The sequence below is a fragment of the Rhizobium sp. UGM030330-04 genome (genome assembly GCF_003208455.1).
In the GTDB taxonomy this organism is placed as follows: Bacteria; Pseudomonadota; Alphaproteobacteria; order Rhizobiales; family Rhizobiaceae; genus Agrobacterium; species Agrobacterium rhizogenes_A.
The window spans coordinates 277,422-296,111 of record NZ_QKML01000006.1; the positions used below are offsets into that span (position 1 = coordinate 277,422).

The 18,690-nt window shown below is 61.7% G+C and carries 14 protein-coding genes; 13 read left to right on the forward strand and 1 reads right to left on the reverse strand.

Annotation, left to right across the window (positions count from 1 at the left end; all coding sequences use genetic code 11):
- Positions 1–2 precede the first annotated feature (2 nt).
- Positions 3–2,354 carry a helix-turn-helix transcriptional regulator gene (locus N434_RS11870; RefSeq protein WP_181423953.1) on the reverse strand — a complete coding sequence of 784 codons (2,352 nt, stop codon included), beginning with the start codon at positions 2,352–2,354 and terminating at the stop codon, positions 3–5.
- Positions 2,355–2,490: 136 nt separating this feature from the next.
- On the opposite strand from N434_RS11870, the gene N434_RS11875 reads away from it, so the two are divergent.
- From N434_RS11875 to N434_RS11935, 13 genes are all read left to right on the forward strand, one after another.
- On the forward strand, positions 2,491–3,519 hold the full coding sequence (locus tag N434_RS11875; protein WP_110757930.1) for an ABC transporter permease: 1,029 nt from the start codon (positions 2,491–2,493) through the stop codon (positions 3,517–3,519).
- Positions 3,519–4,400 carry an ABC transporter permease gene (locus N434_RS11880; RefSeq protein WP_006698626.1) on the forward strand — a complete coding sequence of 294 codons (882 nt, stop codon included), beginning with the start codon at positions 3,519–3,521 and terminating at the stop codon, positions 4,398–4,400. Before N434_RS11875 ends, N434_RS11880 begins: the two co-directional genes overlap by 1 nt.
- Before the next feature lie 4 nt (positions 4,401–4,404).
- Positions 4,405–6,051 carry a nickel ABC transporter ATP-binding protein NikE gene (gene nikE, locus N434_RS11885; protein WP_110757932.1) on the forward strand — a complete coding sequence of 549 codons (1,647 nt, stop codon included), beginning with the start codon at positions 4,405–4,407 and terminating at the stop codon, positions 6,049–6,051.
- A gap of 17 nt (positions 6,052–6,068) precedes the next feature.
- On the forward strand, positions 6,069–7,625 hold the full coding sequence (locus tag N434_RS11890) for a hydantoinase/oxoprolinase N-terminal domain-containing protein (RefSeq protein ID WP_110758021.1): 1,557 nt from the start codon (positions 6,069–6,071) through the stop codon (positions 7,623–7,625).
- Positions 7,618–8,751, forward strand: coding sequence for an S-methyl thiohydantoin desulfurase family protein (locus N434_RS11895; protein WP_004438394.1), 1,134 nt, complete (start codon positions 7,618–7,620; stop codon positions 8,749–8,751). The genes N434_RS11890 and N434_RS11895 overlap by 8 nt, the downstream gene beginning before the upstream one ends.
- Before the next feature lie 43 nt (positions 8,752–8,794).
- Positions 8,795–10,390, forward strand: coding sequence for an ABC transporter substrate-binding protein (locus N434_RS11900; protein ID WP_181423954.1), 1,596 nt, complete (start codon positions 8,795–8,797; stop codon positions 10,388–10,390).
- A gap of 118 nt (positions 10,391–10,508) precedes the next feature.
- Complete coding sequence (locus tag N434_RS11905) at positions 10,509–11,585, forward strand: S-methyl thiohydantoin desulfurase family protein (RefSeq protein ID WP_080819180.1); 1,077 nt, start codon at positions 10,509–10,511, stop codon at positions 11,583–11,585.
- On the forward strand, positions 11,582–13,120 hold the full coding sequence (locus tag N434_RS11910) for a hydantoinase/oxoprolinase N-terminal domain-containing protein (RefSeq protein WP_110757936.1): 1,539 nt from the start codon (positions 11,582–11,584) through the stop codon (positions 13,118–13,120). The genes N434_RS11905 and N434_RS11910 overlap by 4 nt, the downstream gene beginning before the upstream one ends.
- Before the next feature lie 44 nt (positions 13,121–13,164).
- A complete protein-coding gene (locus N434_RS11915; RefSeq protein ID WP_110757937.1) occupies positions 13,165–14,109 on the forward strand; it encodes an isoaspartyl peptidase/L-asparaginase family protein in 945 nt (314 codons plus the stop codon).
- Between the two features lie 103 nt (positions 14,110–14,212).
- Positions 14,213–15,118: a LysR family transcriptional regulator gene (locus N434_RS11920; protein ID WP_110757939.1), complete on the forward strand. Its 906-nt coding sequence runs from the start codon at positions 14,213–14,215 to the stop codon at positions 15,116–15,118.
- Between the two features lie 179 nt (positions 15,119–15,297).
- Positions 15,298–16,242, forward strand: a complete 945-nt coding sequence (locus tag N434_RS11925) for an ABC transporter permease (protein WP_110757940.1) — start codon at positions 15,298–15,300, stop codon at positions 16,240–16,242.
- Positions 16,239–17,057, forward strand: a complete 819-nt coding sequence (locus tag N434_RS11930) for an ABC transporter permease (RefSeq protein ID WP_003524591.1) — start codon at positions 16,239–16,241, stop codon at positions 17,055–17,057. Before N434_RS11925 ends, N434_RS11930 begins: the two co-directional genes overlap by 4 nt.
- The gene (locus tag N434_RS11935; protein WP_110757942.1) at positions 17,054–18,688 is read left to right on the forward strand and encodes an ABC transporter ATP-binding protein; all 1,635 of its coding nucleotides are present in this window, start codon (positions 17,054–17,056) and stop codon (positions 18,686–18,688) included. The genes N434_RS11930 and N434_RS11935 overlap by 4 nt, the downstream gene beginning before the upstream one ends.
- Positions 18,689–18,690 lie beyond the last annotated feature (2 nt).

Here is an 18,690-nt window from a genome sequence, read left to right on the forward strand (position 1 = left end):
CCTTACAGCCAGCCCAGTGCTTTCGCCGCGCGGATCGCCTCCGCGCGGCGTTTGCAATCCAGCTTGCGGAACAGGTTGCCGAGGTGAAACTTCACCGTCACTTCCGAGATGTTGAGCGTCTGGGCGATCTTCTTGTTCGACATGCCGCTGGCCAGCAATTGCAGCATCTGCGCTTCCCGCTGGGAAAGCCCGCCATGCAGCGCGCGTGCCTGTGGTGAGTTGACCGAGGCGGCAAAAATCGACAGCGCGGTGCGCACATCGGAAGAGGTTTCGATGAAACTGCGGATGCGGCGATTGTTCAGGAGTGGTGACAGAAAGACGCGCTCTTCCGACAGCACGCCGTTGCAGCCAAGGCGGGTTGCCGATTCAAGAGCGGTGAGGATATGGGCGCGGGCGCCGGCATTGTCGCGGCGCTGCTGCGCGGCATAGCTTTGCCAGATTCTCAGCGCGACCTTTTCACGATTGGTGACCTTGGGATTGGCGATCATCGCGTCGATCTGGCGGGAGAGATAGGCGCGCGGCGTGAAAAGATGCACCGCATCGCGCAGCCAGGCCATGACATAGGCGATTTCGTCTCGCCGCGTCAGGCGGGAAAGATCCTCATGGGCACTTTCCACCCAGTTGCGGCCCATCGGCATGCGGATTGCCGAAAGCGTCGCGGCCGCATCCGCCCACCGGTTGGCGTTCTGATAGGCGATGGCCGTCCTGATCTCCATCATCGCATGGAATTGCAGCCCTTCCGAAAGATGGATCCACAGGCCATCGAGAAAGCCGGGGCGAACGGTCATCGGAAAATGGTCGATCAACACCTGCGAGGCGTAAAACAGGGCAAATTGCATCAGGCTCGGCCAGATTTCGGCAGCGGCGAAGTGATCGAATTCGTGCTCGACGAAATGCAGAAGGTCGCGCGGTTTTCCCGCTTCATAGGCAAGGCAGGCTTCCGCCAGCCGTAACATCCGGAACTCCTGCACGGCATCATGCGGCACCAGTTCCAGCCGTGCGCGCGCCTCCTGCGCCGCCCGGCGGGCCAGAAGCACATCGCCGCTCATCAACCGCAGCACGATCTGATGCAGGTGGATGAAAAATTCCAGCAGGGGCTGCCCGCCCATCTTGCGCAGATAGATAAGCGCGCGGGCGGCAGCCGCCTCCGCCTCACGGAAATTGCGGCGGCGAATTTCGAATTCCAGCAGCGCATTATAATAGGCTGCCCATTTGCCGTGATCGTCCATCGGATAATCGGCCATGAACTCGCCGAGCCGCGTTATGACAGCGTCATTGGGCGTCAGGTCTTCGGCGATCATCAGGTTCAGCCGGAAGGTGCGGGCGGCGAAGGAAAATCGCGAGCCACGGGCAAGCACCTTCAGCGGATCAAGGTAATCCGAACCGAGACTCTTGCCGAGCAGATGGCGCACGCGTTGCAATTCACCCTGTTTCAGCAGCGCGCGGGTGACGGCAAAGAGCACGGTTTCATTGGCTGCGATCATATCCTGCGAAAACCGCATGATGATTTCGCGAAACCGGTCGACGCTGCTCCTGTAGATCAACTCACGGCCGTCGGCGCGCTCAAGGATTTGTGCGGCATGGGTCTCGTAACCGCGGTCCAGCAGCATGGCCATGGCGGCTAGTGAACGCCCTGCCTTTTCGAACGCCGAGGCGACCTCCACCACGGCGCTGCCGGCCTGCAATGTGGCGAGGCGTTCTTTTGCCGCCACCGTCAGAAGCCGTATCAGCGTGCGGTGATTGTCGGGCTTTCCCGTCAGAAAGGGCGGCAGAAGCTTGCTCCAGTCCGCATCGGGGTCTGCGGAGGGATTTTCGAGCCAGAAGGACAGTTCTACCGTTTGGGCAGGGGAAAGATGCGGCAGATAGCTTTCCCGCAAATAGTCGGCGCATAAGGTTTCGTCCGGCAGGCGCGCCAGCGACAGGAAGGCCGGCCACCCCGCATAATCCTCGAGTGCCAGATGCTTCTGTTCAGGCGGAAGGCTTTCGGCCTCGTCCTGCCTGAAGGCCAGTTCGTCCGATCCTATGGTGAGCGAGCCGCGATGCAGGATGTGCCGCGCCATGCCACTGATCCGCTGGTCCGGCCGGCAGGCGATGACGACGAAACGCACCGACTCCAGAATGGGGGCGGGCATGCGTACCGCCCGTGCAAAGACCGGAACGTCCCACAGCAGGCAGCCATTTGCCGCGTCGTCGCCTTGCGGCTGGTGCGTGCGGCATATCTGCGTTCCCAGTTCTTCCGCGAGCATCTCCAGCAGCACGCTTTTTCCGGCCCCCGCTGGCGCACGCAGAAATACCACGCCCGCGGTTTCGCTGGCGATGCGGTGGCGGAGGCGGGGACGGGGCAGGAGTGTCATCGGAAAAGGGATAGGGCATCCAGATATAAAAACCTATACTCATTCTTCAAAAAACTATACCTTTCGGCAATTGTTCAAACCGCCATCTGGTGAAAACTTGTGCTCCGGCAACCGATGCACAAGGAACGTTCCACCGATGCAGCAACATCCGCTGGTCGCGATTTTGAACAGGCTCGGCACCTTCGTGCTGGTCATGATCGCCCTGTCCATCATGATTTTCGGGCTCGCCCGTGTGGTCCCCGGCGATCCCGCCCGCATGGCGCTGGGTCCTGCGGCAACGCAGGAGCAGGTGGATGCGCTGCGCGGCGAGATGGGCCTCGATAAGCCGCTTGCCATCCAATATCTCGATTACATCGGCAATGCGCTGCATGGCGATCTCGGTTTTTCGCTGGTGTCGCAGCGCCCCGTCACCACCGATCTGGCGCAGACCGTTCCGGCAACCGTCGAACTGGTGTTGGTCTCTGTCGTCTTCATGTTCGCCGTCGCCATTCCGCTGGGCGTCATCACCGCACATTACCGCGACCGGCCGCTGGACCATATCGGCCGCATCCTGTCGCTCACCGGGGTGACGATCCCGAGCTTTCTTTTCGCCATCACGCTGCAATTGCTGGCCGCCCGGTTTCTCTCCGGCTGGCCGATCATCGGCAGGCTCGATCACTCGCTCGGCTGGCAGGGCGGCCCGACGGGCTTCATCCTGATCGACGGCACGCTGGCCGGACGGTTCGATGTGGTGCTGGATGCGCTGAAACACCTTGCGCTGCCGGCTTTTGCGCTTTCCATGGCCGGCATCGGCCAGATCACCCGCATTACCCGCTCCTCGATGATTGAAAACCAGCGCAAGGACCATGTGCTGACCCTGCAGAGCTTCGGCGTGCCGGAGCGGGTGATCATCTTCCGTTACCTGTTGAAGCTCTCTTCCATTGCGCCGCTGACGATCATGGGCCTCGAATTTGCGTCGTTGATCGGCAATGCCTTCGTGATCGAGATGGTCTTCGCCTGGGGCGGGTTCGCTTCCTACGGGTTGAACGCCATCCTGCAGAAAGACCTCAATGCCGTCACTGCCGTGGTGCTGGTGGCCGGCCTGTTCTTCATCGTTGCGAACCTGATCGTGGATGTCCTGATCTCGATCATCGACCCGCGCCTGCGCCGCAAGGAGGCTCGCTGATGGCTGATATGAAAATGCTCGAACCCACCGATCGCGGTTTAAGCGCCGGTTATATGATGTGGTATCGCTTCAGCCGCAATCCGGCGGCGGTTATCGGTTCGCTGATCCTTCTGTCGGTGCTGGTGCTGGCGGTCTTCGCGCCATGGCTCACGCCCTATCCGAAACATATCGGCGCGGTCGTCGATTTCCGCGCCCGCCATATGCCGCCGGATCTGGAGCACTGGTTCGGCACCGACAAGGCCGGGCGCGATATCTTTTCCCGTACCATCTTCGGGCTGCGGGTCTCGCTGCTTCTCGTCATCGGCGTGCTCGGTATTTCGGTTCCCGTCGGCACGGTGCTTGGCCTCATCGCCGGTTATTTCGGCGGCTGGACCGAAAAACTCATCAGCGGCCTGACGAACGTGATGCTGGCCATGCCGCCGCTCGTCATGGCGCTCGCGGTCTCCAACCTCCTGGAACCGACACTGACGAACGCCATGATCGCGATCACGCTGCTGTGGTGGACCTGGCATGCGCGGCTGATCTATTCGGTGTCGAAGTCAATCGCTTCGGAAGACTACATCGAGGCGGCGCGTCTTGCCGGTGCCGGGCCCCTGCACATTCTCTTTCGCGAAATCCTGCCCAATTGCGTCTCGGTCATATCGGTCAAGACCACGCTCGATGCCGCCTTCGTCATCCTGTTCGGCGCGACGCTCAGCTTCCTCGGTTTCGGCGTCAAGCCGCCGACTCCTGATCTTGGATCGATGGTTGCCGACGGGCGCCAGTTCATGCCGGATTTCTGGTGGGAAGTGCTCTGCCCCGGTGCGGCCGTGCTTTACGTGACGCTGGGTTTCAACCTGCTGGGCGACGGCCTGCGCGACATGTTCGACGTGGAAAGCTAAGGCCATGACTGAACCGCTTCTCAAGGTCGAAAACCTCAACGTCACCTTCACCAATTATGGCCGCACCCGGCAGGTGCTGCGCGATGTCGCCTTCACCGTTGCCGCCGGCGAGCGTGTGGCGCTGATCGGTGAAACCGGGTCGGGCAAATCGGTCACCGCCAAGGCGATTATCGGCACTTTGCCGAAGAATGCCGCGATCACCTCCGGCGCCATCGTCATCGATGGCCGCGATGTGCTTGCCCTGCCGCGCAGAGACCGTGAGGCGCTGAAGGGAACGGCGTTTTCACTGATCATGCAGGACCCGCTATCGTCCTTCAATCCGGTCTTCAAGATCGGCACGCATCTCGATGATGTCATGCGCTTTGCCGACAAACGCGATGGTATCAATTCGTCGAAGGCGGAGCGCCGCAACCGCATCGCAGCCGTTTTGCGCCGGGTGCAGCTTGCCGATACCGAGCGGGTGATGAATGCCTATCCGTCCGAGCTTTCGGGCGGTATGCGCCAGCGCGTGCTGATCGGCCTTGCCCTGCTGCATCAGCCGAAGCTCCTGATCGCCGATGAGCCGGGCACCGCGCTCGATGTGACGACGCAGGATGAAATCCTCAATCTCATCAACCAGCTGGTTGCCGAAGAAAACATGGCGCTGCTGATGATCACCCACAATCTCGGCGTCGTGCGCAAGGTGGCGGACCGCGTCGTTGTCATGCACCACGGCGATATCGTCGAGACCGGCCCTTGCACGCAAATCCTGCATAGTCCCGCCAAGGACTATACACGTTCACTGCTGGATGCCGTGCCGCCGCTTTATGGTCCGCGCGTTACCGATCTGGCGCAAAGCACGCGGCAGCCGATCATCACAATCGAAGGCCTGAACAAGATTTACGGCAGGCGCAATGGCTACCATGCCGTGCGCGACGTGAACCTGACGCTGAAGCAGGGCGAGGTTTTTGGCCTTGCGGGCGAATCCGGTTCGGGCAAGACCTCGGTTGCGCGCATGATCATGGGCCTTTCGCGTCCCACCTCCGGTAATCTCGTCATCGACGCCCCGGTGCCTGAGCGCGGCAAGCGGCTGACGCAGATCGTTTACCAAAATCCGGGTACTTCGCTCAATCCGAAGCGTACCGTCAGGCAGACGCTTTCACTGCCGTTGAAATCCATCGGCATGGACGGCCACGCACGGGAAAGCCGGATGCAGGAACTGATGGGGCTGGTGCGGCTGCCGCAATCCTATCTCGGCAAATATCCGCACGAGCTTTCCGGCGGCCAGAAGCAGCGCGTGGCGATTGCCCGCGCGCTCGCGGCGGAACCGAAAATCCTCATCCTCGACGAGCCGACGGCGGCGCTCGATGTCTCCGTGCAAAAGACGGTGATCGACCTTCTGCTGCAACTGCGCGAGGAGCTTGGCCTCACCTATCTGATGATCTCGCACGACCTGTCGCTGATGCGCAATTTCTGCTCGCGCATCGCCATCATGCTGCGCGGCGAGATTGTCGAGGAGGGTGTGACGTCGACGGTCTTCGCCGAGCCGGCCCATCCCTATACCCGCGCCCTGATCGCGGCCATCCCCGTCGTCACCGACGAGGAAGAACGTCTCAAACCCACCGTGACCGAGGAAGAGCGCATGCGCTTCCTCGTAAAAACGACCGATTGATGAAAGAGGAGCCTGACGTGTATCGCGTTGGAATTGACGTCGGCGGCACGAATACCGATGCCGTTGTGTTGCAGGATAAAACCGTTCTGGCGGGGGTGAAGGCCTCCACGACAGAGGATGTGACATCCGGTGTCATCGAAGCCCTTGAAAAGGTCATCGAGGCCTCGGGCATAGACAGGGCACGCATTGGCGCCGTGATGATCGGCACCACGCATTTCACCAATGCGGTGATCGAGCGCCGGCATATGGACGAGGTGGCCGCCATCCGTCTCGGCCTGCCGTCCGGCGCCGGCCTGCCGCCCATGGTCGATTGGCCGGATGATCTCAAGGAAATCGTCGGCAACCACGGTTATCAGGTGCGCGGCGGTTACGAATTCGACGGCCGCGAAATTTCGCCGCTCGATGAGGACGAAATTGTCCGCATCGCCGCCGATATCCGCGCCAAGGGCCTGAAGGCCGCTGCCGTCACCTGTGTCTTCAGCGGCATCAATGATGCGATGGAGCTGCGGGCGAAGGAAATCCTGCAGGAGCGCTGCCCCGGCCTGCCGGTGGTGATGTCCAAGGATATTGGCCGTCACGGTCTGCTTGCGCGTGAAAGTGCGGCGATCATGAATGCCAGCCTGCTATCGCTTGCCGACCGCACCGTTGCGGCTTTCGGCGAGGCGCTGAAGGCTGCGGGCATCACCTGCCCGTTCTATATCACCCAGAACGACGGCACGTTGATGGCGGCGGATGTGGTGCGCGGTTTCCCCGTGCTCACCTTCGCGTCCGGCCCGACGAATTCCATGCGCGGTGCGGCTTTCCTCACCGGCCTCAAGGATGCCGTGGTGGTGGATGTTGGCGGCACCACCTCCGATGTCGGCTCGCTGTCGCACGGCTTCCCGCGTCAGGCCTCGACCACGGTGGATATTGGCGGCGTGCGCACCAATTTCCGCATGCCTGACGTCTTCTCCATCGGTCTTGGCGGCGGTTCTCTGGTGGTCAATGGCGATCACGGCGTGACCGTCGGCCCGAAATCCGTCGGTTACCGGGTTCGCCGCGATGCACTCTGCTTCGGTGGCTCGACCCTGACGGCAACCGATATCGCCGTTGCCTCCGGCAAGGCCGATGTGGGCGAGAAGGTGCTGGTCGCCAGCCTCGACAAAAAGCTCGTGGATGCGGCGGTCGGCAAGATCAACGACATGCTTGAAGCCTGCGTGGAGCGCAGCCGCATCTCGTCGTCACCGGTGCCGGTGATCGCCGTTGGCGGCGGCTCCATCCTGATGCCGAACCGTATCGGTGACTTGGAGGTTATCCGGCCTGAGAATTTCGCGGTGGCCAATGCCGTTGGCGCGGCCATTGCGCAGATCAGCGGCGAGACCGACCGGGTCTTCTCGCTGATCGACGGACGCACGCGCGAGAGCGCGCTGGCCGAGGCGGAAGCGGAGGCCCGCGAAAAGGCGATTGCCGCCGGCGCGATTGCCGAAACGCTTGATGTCATCGAGCGCGAGGACATGCCGCTTGCATACCTGCCCGGCAACGCTACCCGCATTCATGTGAAAGTTGTTGGAGAAATGGGAGCCAATCATGGCTGAGACACGCAAGCTGAAATATGACGAAGCGGCATTGCGGACGCTGACCCGTGAAGATCTCGACGCGCTGGAAATCGGTGCCGGCATTCTCGGCACGGGCGGCGGCGGCAATCCCTATCTCGGCAAGCTGCTGGCGCTGGAGGCCATGAAGGCCGGTTACGAGATGAAGATTCTCGCAACTGATGCCATCGAGCCGGACGCGCTCTGCATGTCCATCGGCGGCATCGGCGCGCCTGTCGTTGGTGTCGAGCGCATTCGCGAAGGCCGCGAAGGCCTGCGTTGCCTGCGGGCGATGGAAGAGTTGATCCGCACGCCTGTCGACGCCATCGTCTGCGAAGAAATCGGCGGTTCCAATTCCATGAACCCGCTGGTGACGGCGGCGCTGGGCGGTCTGCCGATCCTCGATTGCGACGGCATGGGCCGGGCATTCCCGGAAATGCAGATGACCACCTTCTCCATCTACGGCCATAGTTCCACGCCATCGGTGATGTGCGATCTGCACGGCAATGCCGTCATCTTCAGCCATGCCGTTTCCGAAGTCTGGCACGAGCGCATGGCGCGCGCCTGCGTCGTCTCGCAGGGCGGCGGCGCGATGCTGGCGACCGCGCCGATGCAGGCGCATTACGTGCACCAGTATGGCATTCCGAAAACCTATACCAAGGCGATCGCCATCGGTGAGGCGGTGATCCGTGCCCGCAAACAGCAGGAAGACCCGATTGCCGCAGTCTGCGCACTGGAAGGTGGAAGGCGCATCTTCAACGGCAAGATCACCGATCTGAAGCGCCATCTGCGCGGCGGTTTCGCGGTTGGCGATCTCACGCTCTCCGGTTTCGACGACTGCGCCGGCCAGACGGCGGGCGTCGCCATCCAGAACGAATTTCTGCTGTTTTCCCGTGACGGCAAGGTGGAGGTGACGGTGCCCGATCTGATCGTCCTGCTCGATGTCGATACGGGTTATCCGATCACCACCGAAGTGCTGCGCTACGGCCAGCGTGTGGCCGTCATCGCCATCCCCTGCCATGACCTGCTGCGCAGCGCCCGCGCGCTTGAGGTCGTCGGGCCGGCGGCCTTCGGTTATCCGGACATTCCTTTCTCACCGCTGCCCGTTCCGGTCAGCAAGGCTGCCTAACCATAAGCGGGGCCAATGACCCGCAATAAAGAGGAGAACGATAATGAAAATGCCTGTACTTTCTTCCCGTCTCACCGTGCTGGCGCTCGGTACGGCGCTCGTGCTGCCGTTTGTTTCTTCCGCAGCCCTTGCGGAAGACAAGGTGTCGGTCGCGGTCAACACCATGCAGATATTCAGCTCGCTCGACCCGGCGAAGGTGACTGATTACACCGGCTATATGGCCATCGTGAACATGTATGACGGCCTGACCACGGTGAACGCCAAGGGCGAAATCGTGCCGCATCTGGCGAAATCCTGGGATATTTCTGAAGATGGTCTTACCTATACCTTCCACCTGCGGGACGATGCGAAATTCCAAGATGGCACGGCGGTAAAGGCTGCCGATCTTGCCTGGTCGATCCAGCGCCTGCTCGGCATCAACAAGGGCCCGTCAAACCTCATCGTCGGTGTCCTAAAGCCCGAAAACGTCACCGCGCCTGACGATGCGACGCTGGTCATGAAGATCGAGCGCCAGTTTTCGCCCTTCATGGCGGCGACGCCCTTGATGATGGCGATGAACAAGACGCTGATCGAAGCCAATGCCAAGCCGGAAGACAAGTGGGGCGAGGCCTATGTCGGCGAACATTCCGCCGGTTCCGGCCCCTACAAGCTCGTCAGCTACAACCGTTCCGCCGATATGGTCATTGCCCGCAATGCCGATTATTTCCTCGGCTGGACGAAGGGCAAGCCGATCGACGAAGTGCGCTTCGTGCAGACCAGCGACGACGCCACCGTCAAGGCGCTGGCGGAAAAGGGTGAACTCGGCCTTTCCTCGCACGGGCTTGGCAACGACACCTATGAATCCATCGGCCGCATGAAGGGTTACAAGCTGATCCAGACCCGCACCGCCGGCGGTTTCGTCATCAAGCTCAACACCAAGGTCTATCCGACCGACGACGTCCATGTGCGCCGCGCCATCGCCTATGCGACGGATTACAAGACAATCCAGGAAGTGATCTATCCGGGCTTCGACATGCGCGGACCGCTCTCCGACGCGTTCAAGGATGCGCATAACGGCGATATCCAGCCGGGCGTCTACGATCTGGAAAAAGCCAAGGAAGAATTGGCGAAGTCTAAATATGCCGGCCAGAAGATCACGCTGGTCAACAGCTATGTCGCGTCGCTGGCCTTCGAGGCCGAAGTGGCGTTGCTGTTGCAATCGAGCCTCGAGCAGATCGGCATCACGCTCGATATCAAGCCAGAGCCGTGGAACCGCATCGTCGAGCTGTCCTCCAAGCCCGAAACCACCCCGGCATCGACGCAGGTGAACATCTCTCCGACCTATCCGTCGCCGGACGCGATGTTCTACAACCAGTATCATTCCAAGGCTTCCGGCACCTGGATGTCGATGGAATGGTTGCAGAATGCCGAGATCGACGGGTTGATCGACAAGGTTCGCGCCACCACCGATGTGAACGAGCAGAACGCCACCTACAAGGAACTGCAGACGAAGATCGCGGATCTTCAGCCGGACGTCTGGGCCGTTGCGCCGAACCGCCGTTATGCGGCGAACAAGTGCCTTCAGGGTTACGAGTTCATTCCCATGCAGAGCTGGGACCTGAACTTCTCCAATTTCCATTGGGACTGCAAGGCGGAGTGATCTCCGCCTCATGAAAACCGGCCCCGCCACAAATGGCGGGGTTGGCCAGACTTGGAACTTCAAAGGGAAGGAGCATCGCTTGCGGCCGGAAAGGCTGCGGCATGCCCGAGGATGACGCATGATCCAGGAATTTTCCGAAGACGATATCGAACCTCTGGCCACCGGCGCCTGGATTCTGGGAACGGGGGGCGGCGGCAATCCCTATATCTCGACGCTCAACCTGCGCCGTCTTTATGCCGAGGGCAGGCGGGTAAAGGTCATGGACCCCATGGCGCTCGCCGATGACGACATGGTTGCCGTCGTCTCCAAGATGGGTGCGCCGCTTGTCGGTCAGGAGCGGCTGGGGGATCCCGTGCATCTCGCCCGTGCCGTCGAGGTGATGGAGGATTATCTCGGCAAGCCGTTCCGGGCGATCATGAGCGTTGAAATCGGCGGTTCCAATGCGCTGTCGTCCTTCCTCGCCGCCGCCGTGCTCGACCGGCCGGTCGTGAATGCCGATGCCATGGGACGCGCCTATCCGGAAGCGCAGATGACATCCTTCGCCATCGGCAACCTGCCGATGTTTCCGCTGTCGCTGGTCGATGTGCGCGACAATGAGGTGATCGTGACGCGGGCCGCCTCGTGGAAATGGATGGAGCGCATCTCGCGCAAGGTCTGTACCGAAGTCGGCTCCACCGCCGCCACCTGCAAGGCGCCGCGCACCGGCAGGGAAGTGAAGGAATGGGGCATTCATTACACCGTCACCAAGGCGACCGAACTCGGGCGCGCGGTGATGGAGGCGCGTGCGCGCCATGACGATCCGGTTCAGGCGGTTCTTAACCACGAGGGCGGCAAGCAGCTGTTCCGTGGCAAGGTGGTGGATGTGGCCCGCGAGACCACCGGTGGTTTCCTGCGCGGCAGCACGACCATTGAAGGCATCGATGCCGACCGTGGTTCGCGCATGGAACTGGCCTTCCAGAACGAGTGGGCGGTCGCCTTCCGCGATGGCCAGCCTGTCGCCATGACGCCGGACCTGCTTTGCCTTCTCGACACTGTTTCGGGCGGCGCCATCGGTACGGAATCGGTACGTTACGGCCAGCGTGTCACGGTTGTCGCCCTGCCGGCGCCGGAGCTTTTGACGACACCTGCCGGCATCGCCGCCGTCGGTCCGCGCGCCTTCGGTTATGACATTGACTTCAGATCGGTATTCCCATGAAACGCATCGGTATTGACGTTGGCGGCACCAATACGGATGCCGTTCTGATCGATGGAAGCACCATCGTCGCTTCCATCAAGGTTCCGACCACGCAGGATGTGCTGTCCGGCGTAAAGGCGGCGCTTGCCCATGTGGCGGGCCATGTCGGCGCGGCCGACCGGCCGATTGATGCGGTGATGATCGGCACCACGCACTTTACCAATGCGGTGGTGGAGCGCGCCCGGCTGGAACGGGTCGCGGCGATCCGCATCGCGTTGCCAACAGGTTCTTCGCTGCCGCCGATGTGCGATTGGCCGAAGGATCTTCGCGAGGCCGTGGATCCGCTGATCTTCATGGTCCACGGCGGCCATGAATATGACGGCAGTCCGCTGGTGCCCATGGTTCCCGATGAAATTCGCGAAGCGGCGATGAAAATCCGCGATGCGGGTATCACTTCCATCGCCATTTCTGCGACCTTCTCGCCGCTGACGACGGAGTGCGAGGTGCGGGCGGCGGAAATCGTCCGTTCGGTGATCCCTGATGCACGCATCACGCTTTCCCATACGCTCGGCCGCATTGGGCTTCTGGAGCGAGAAAATGTCGCTCTCCTGAATGCAGCGCTGCAAACGCTCGGCAAGACCACGGTTCAGGCATTTTCGGATGCGCTGCGCGAAGCGGGCGTAAAAGCGCCGTTCTATCTGACCCAGAATGACGGCACCGTGGCGCTCGCGGATGTCGCCGCCGCCAACCCCGTGCACAGTTTCGCCTCCGGCCCGACCAATTCGATGCGCGGTGCGGCCTTCCTCACCGGGCTTTCCGATGCGATGGTGGTGGATGTCGGCGGCACCACCTCCGATATCGGCTGCCTTGTCGGCGGCTTTCCGCGCGAGGCGAACAATATCGTCCATATTGGCGGGGTACGCACGCTTTTCCGTATGCCCGATCTTCTGCCGATTGCGCTCGGCGGCGGCACCATCGTTGACCCTGAAACAGGCAAGATCGGCCCGCGCTCGGTCGGTTACCGCATTCTGACGGAAGCCCGGGTTTTCGGCGGCGAAACACTGACGACATCGGATATTGCGGTGGCCGCCGGCCTGATCGAGATGGGTGACCGCGACCGTGTGAAAGACCTCGATCCGGCTTTCGTGCAGGCCGCGCTTCAACGCATCCGTGACATGGTGGCCGACAGTTTCGACCAGATGAAGACCTCGGCCGAAGACGTGCCGCTGGTCGCGGTCGGCGGTGGGGCTTTCCTGATCCCTGAGACGGTTCCGGGTGCGTCGGAAGTGCTGCGTGTGGAAAATGCCGGGGTTGCCAATGCGCTGGGCGCAGCGATGGCGCAGGTTTCCGGTGAGGTCGACCAGGTCTTTTCCGGCCTGAGCCGGGACGAAGCCCTTGCGAAAGCCGAGACCGAGGCGCAGAACGCAGCGGTTGCATCCGGTGCAGAGCGGGCGAGCCTCAAGACGCTTGAGGTGGAGGATATCCCGATCGCCTATCTGCCGGGCGGCGCTCGCAGAGTGCGCGTACGGGTCATCGGCGATATCGCCTTTCATTGATGGTAAGAGGCCCTGCCGGAGTGGGGCGACGAGGGAGTGAGCACATGACGAAGATCGCACTGGCCATCCATGGTGGTTGCGGCGTGATGCCGGAAGACAGCATGACGTCTGAGGAATGGGCCGCTGCGCGCGATGATCTGGCGGCGGCGCTGCGTGCCGGTTATGGCGTGCTGAAGGCTGGCGGAACCGCGCTTGAGGCGGTCGAGGCGGCGGTCGTCGTCATGGAGGACAGCCCGCATTTTAACGCGGGGCATGGTGCCGCACTCAACGAAAACGGCATTCACGAACTCGATGCTTCGATCATGGATGGTGCCACACTGGCGGCGGGCGCGATCAGCGCGTCCCGTGCCATCCGCAACCCGGTGAAGGCGGCCCGCGCGCTGATGGTGGATGAGCGTGCCGTCTATCTGACGGGTGAGGCGGCTGACCGCTTCGCAAAGGAAAAAGGGCTTGCTACCGAGCCTCAATCCTACTTCACCACGCAAAAGCGCGTGGAGGCACTGGCGGCGATGAAGCGTCATGCCGCCACAGGCACGGAAGCGACTGAAAACGAAAAGCACGGGACCGTCGGCGCAGTGGCGCTCGATGCGGCGGGGCATCTTGCTGCGGCCACCTCGACCGGAGGTTACACCAACAAGCCGGACGGCCGGGTGGGAGACAGCCCGGTGATCGGCGCCGGCACCTATGCGCGGGATGGCGCCTGTGCGGTCTCGGGCACCGGCAAGGGCGAGTTTTTCATCCGTTATGTCGTCGGCCACGAGATCGCGTCCCGCGTTGTCTATCTCGGGCAGGATCTGGAGACTGCCGCCGGCGATCTCGTGCACAAGGATCTGGCCCCCTACGATATCGGTGCCGGGCTAGTGGCGATCGATGCCGAAGGCGGCATATCCGCGCCCTATAATACATCCGGCATGTTTCGCGGCTGGGTGACGCCATCGGGAGAGGCACGCGTGGCCACCCATGACACAGTCTACGAGGTGAAATTGTAGGTCGCTGTCGCGGGTAGGATAAAAAACCGGTGACAGGAAGCGCTATCGGCGGCAAAAGGTTTGAACCGATACCGGCTCGTTTTTCATCCATGGTGCTGGCCTCATGAACATCAAGCAGCTCGAAGTCCTGCGCACGCTTCTTTCCACCGGCTCGACCATTGCCACGGCCAAGGCGATGGGGCTCAGCCAGTCCGGTGTCAGCCGGCTTCTGGCGCAGCTCGAATCGGATCTGTCGCTGACGCTGTTTGCACGCGACAAGGGGCGGCTCATTCCGACGCCGGAGGCCGCACTTCTTGCCCGTGATGCCGAAAACGTGCTGCTCGCCGTCGATCGCATGTCCGGCCACGCCGAAGATCTGCGCAATGGTGCCGCCGGCCCGGAAATCGTCCGCATCGGCCTGCCGAGCAGCATGTGGGAAAATTTCGCGCCCGCCATGCTGATCGACTATGTCCGGGATTTTCCCGGCGTGCGTATCGAAACCTTCTTCGAGACGACCACGGCCATCAACAAGCTGGTGGGCGAACGGGTAATCGATCTCGGTTTCCTGCGGATGGAAGGTGAGATCGGGCCGGGCATCGATGTCGAACGTGTTGCAACCGGCAAAAGCGTCTGCGTGGTCCGGGAGGATCATCCGCTGGCTGAACTCACCGAAATCACCGTCAAGGATCTGCGCAATGTTCCGCTCATCCTGATCGGCCGGCAGCGGCCGAACCGCATGGCGCTCGATCAGGTGTTCAAGAAGGCCGGCGTCAAGCCGATGGTGAAGATCGAGACCCATACCAATAGTTCCGCCTGCGCCTATGTGGCGCACGGGTTGGGGGTAACGATCATCAGCAGTTTTTATGCGAACCTCTACCGGCACCTTCCCGTTGTCGCCCGGCCATTCGTTCCGCAGGCGACACAGGAATTCGGTCTTGCCCGCGCTTCCGGTGCACCCTTGTCCATCGCGGCGCAGGCGCTGAGCGATGCCCTGAAGCGGGAAATCCAGCTTTCGCAGAAAATCGACTGAAAACGGGATTTTGGGCGGAAAATCTCATTGTCCTCATCAGGATGAAATGCCCGCCATTCTGCATAGACATATGACATTTACGCATAATATTGCGTGATATTTCTCAATCCGTCATAGTCGCCAGCAACGAAACCGATAGAGGCGGGAACACGTTCCCGGCCATCAATCGTGGGGAACCGATGATAAGATTCATACTGAGCCGTCTTTTGATGGCGCTGCCGACGATCGCATTCGTGTCGATCACGGTCTTTGCGCTCATCCGCTTCATTCCGGGTGATCCGGCTGCCCTGATGCTGGGCGACATGGCGCAACCGGAACAGATCGAAGCCATGAGGACCGAGCTCGGCCTCGACAAGTCCATGCCGCAACAATTCGTCATCTGGGCCGGCAATGTGGTGCAGGGCGATTTCGGCCGCTCCATCGTTAATGACGAGGCCGTGTTGCCGCTGGTCGTCTCGCGCTTCCTCGTCAGCGCCGAGATCGTGGTGGTCGCGGTGCTTCTCGCCAGCCTGATTGCGGTTCCGGCCGGCGTGATCGCCGCCTGGAAACAGAACAGCCTGACTGATCTTGCGCTGGTCGGAACGGCGACGCTGCTTCTGTCGATTCCCACGTTCTGGCTTGGCCTTCTGCTTCTTCTGTTTTTCGGCCTGAAACTCGGCTGGCTGCCGGTGCTCGGATATGTGTCGATCAGCGACAATCTCGTCGGCGGCATGCTTTATCTCGTCCTGCCCGTCATGACGCTGGTGATCCACGAAATGGGCGTTCTGATCCGTATGGCGCGCGCCTCGACACTGGAAGTGCTGCGGCTGGATTACATCACCCATGCCCGTGCCAAGGGCCTTTCCGAAGGTGCTGTCCTCTGGCGGCACGCGTTCAAGAACGCCTTCGGCCCGACCTGGACGATGATCGGCCTCATCCTCGGCAATCTCCTCGGCGGCATCGCCGTCATCGAGACGGTGTTCACCATTCCCGGCCTCGGACGGCTGATGGTCGACAGTATTTTTGCCCGCGACTATCCGGTCATACAGGGCTGCCTGCTGTTCGTTTCGCTGTCCTATGTGCTGGTCAACCTGTTCGTCGACCTTCTTTATCCCCTCTTCGATCCGCGTGTGGTTGCCGAATGAAAAAGTTCACACTTAACGGGCTTATCGGCGGCTTTCTCATCGCCCTCCTGCTCATCACCGCCGCGACCGGTCTGTTCTGGACGCCCTATGATCCGATGAAGCTCGGCTTTGCCTCGCGTCTGGCCGGCCCAAGCGCCAGCCATCTTCTCGGCACCGACGAATTCGGGCGCGATGTTTTGAGCCGCCTGATGGTCGGCGCGCGCGCCAGCGTCTGGATCGGCTTCCTGACGGTCAGCTTCGCGACAATCTTCGGCACGCTGATCGGCCTTGTCAGCGGTTATGCGCGGGGCTGGGTGGATGGCGTCATCATGGCCATCAACAATGCGCTCTTGGCCTTTCCCGGCATTCTGCTGGCGCTCGGCCTGCTCGCGGTTTTCGGCGCAAACCAGTATGGCATCATCTTCGCGCTCGGCATCGCCTATACGCCATCCATGGCCCGCGTGGTGCGCGGTGCCGTGCTTTCTCTGCGTGAGCGCGAATTTATCGAGGCGTCGCTGGTGATGGGCAATGGCGAGATCTACACCATGTTCCGCCACATCCTGCCCAATTGCATCGCGCCGATCACGGTTCTTGCCACCTCCATGTTCGGCTGGGCCATCCTGTCGGAAAGCGCGCTCTCCTTCCTCGGCCTCGGCGTGCCGCCGCCGGCCCCCACCTGGGGCAACATGCTGGCCGCCGGCCGGCCCTTCATCCAGCAGGCCGTCTGGCTCGGGCTTTTCCCCGGTCTCTGCATCGCGCTGACGCTGCTTGGCATCAATCTTCTGGGCGATGCCCTTCGCGACAGGCTTGACCCGCGCATGAGAGGTCTCAAATGACGGACAATACACTTCTCACCGTTCGCGGCCTTTCGCTCGAAGTCGCCAGAACCGGCCATCGGGTGGTCAAGGATGTCTCCTTCGATATTGCCGCGGGCGAAATCTTCGGCATCGTCGGCGAAAGCGGCTCGGGCAAGACGCTAGCAACCCGCGCGCTCATCTCGCTTCTGCCACCGGCCATCGCCGTCACCGGCGGGTCGATCATCTACAAGGGGCAGGATGTCATGTCCCTGCCGGTGAAGGATCTTCGACGTCTGCGCGGCGCGGAGATCGGCGTGGTGTTTCAGGAGCCGATGACTTCGCTCAACCCATCGATGACGATTGGCCGGCAGCTGGAAGAGGGGCTGATCCTTCACACGAAGTTGTCGCCCGAAGAGCGCCGTGAGAAAATTCTCGACATGCTGCGCCGTGTCGGCATCCGCGATCCGGAAGGTGCGCTGACGGCCTATCCGCACGAGTTTTCCGGCGGCATGCGCCAGCGCATCATGCTGGCCTCGGTCATGCTGCTGAAACCCGCTTTGCTGATTGCCGATGAGCCGACGACGGCGCTTGACGCGGTCATCCAGCGCGATGTCATGGAGCTGATGGTGGAGCTGACGCGGGCGGAAGGCACCGCCGTTCTCCTCATCAGTCACGATCTGCCGATGGTGGCACGTTATACCAGCCGCATCGTGGTGATGGAAAAAGGCACGATCGTCGAACAGGGCCGCACCGAGGACCTGCTGGACGCGCCGCAGCACCCCTATACGAAAAAGCTGCTTTCCTCCCTGCCGTTTCGCGGTGAGCCGCGCAGTATCGACACCTCCAGGGTACCAATGGTTTCGGCCCGCGATATCGTTGTGGATTATGCCGGCCGCAAATCCCTGCTGAAAAAAGCCAAACCGAAGCGGGCGCTGCACGGCGTCAGCATCGATATTCATGAGGGCGAGGTCGTGGCGCTCGTCGGTGGTTCCGGTTCCGGCAAGACGACGCTTGGCCGCACCATTGCCGGGCTTGTGCAGGAAAGCGAAGGGCAAATCCGCTTTCAGGGCCGCGAGCGCAACGAGGACTGGAAGGATTATCGCCTGAATTGCCAGATGGTGTTTCAGGATCCCTATTCCTCGCTCGATCCGCGCATGACCATTCAGGCGCTGGTGGAGGAGGCATTACGCCTCGTGCCTGACCTAGACCAGGCCGCCAAGCGCAAGCGGGCGCTGGAAACGCTGGAAGAAGTCGGGCTCGGCGCCGATTTTGCCGCCCGTTATCCGCATGAGCTTTCCGGCGGCCAGCGCCAGCGCGTGGCGATTGCCCGCGCCATTGCCCGCCGTCCGCGGTTCCTGATCGCCGACGAACCGGTCTCGGCACTCGACGTGACTGTGCGGGCGCAGGTGCTCGATCTCTTTTCCGATCTGCAGAAACGTTACGGTTTTTCCTGCCTGTTCATCAGCCACGATCTCGGCGTGGTGGAGCAGGTGGCCGACCGTGTCGTCGTCATGCAGGACGGTCGCATCATCGAAGAGGGTGACCGCGACACGATTTTCGACAGTCCGAGGGAGGCCTATACGCGCCGGCTGCTCTCGGCCATTCCCGCCCTCGACCAGAATGAAAAGGGCGGCGTGACACTGAAATGGCGTCTGGAAGATGAAGTTTAACA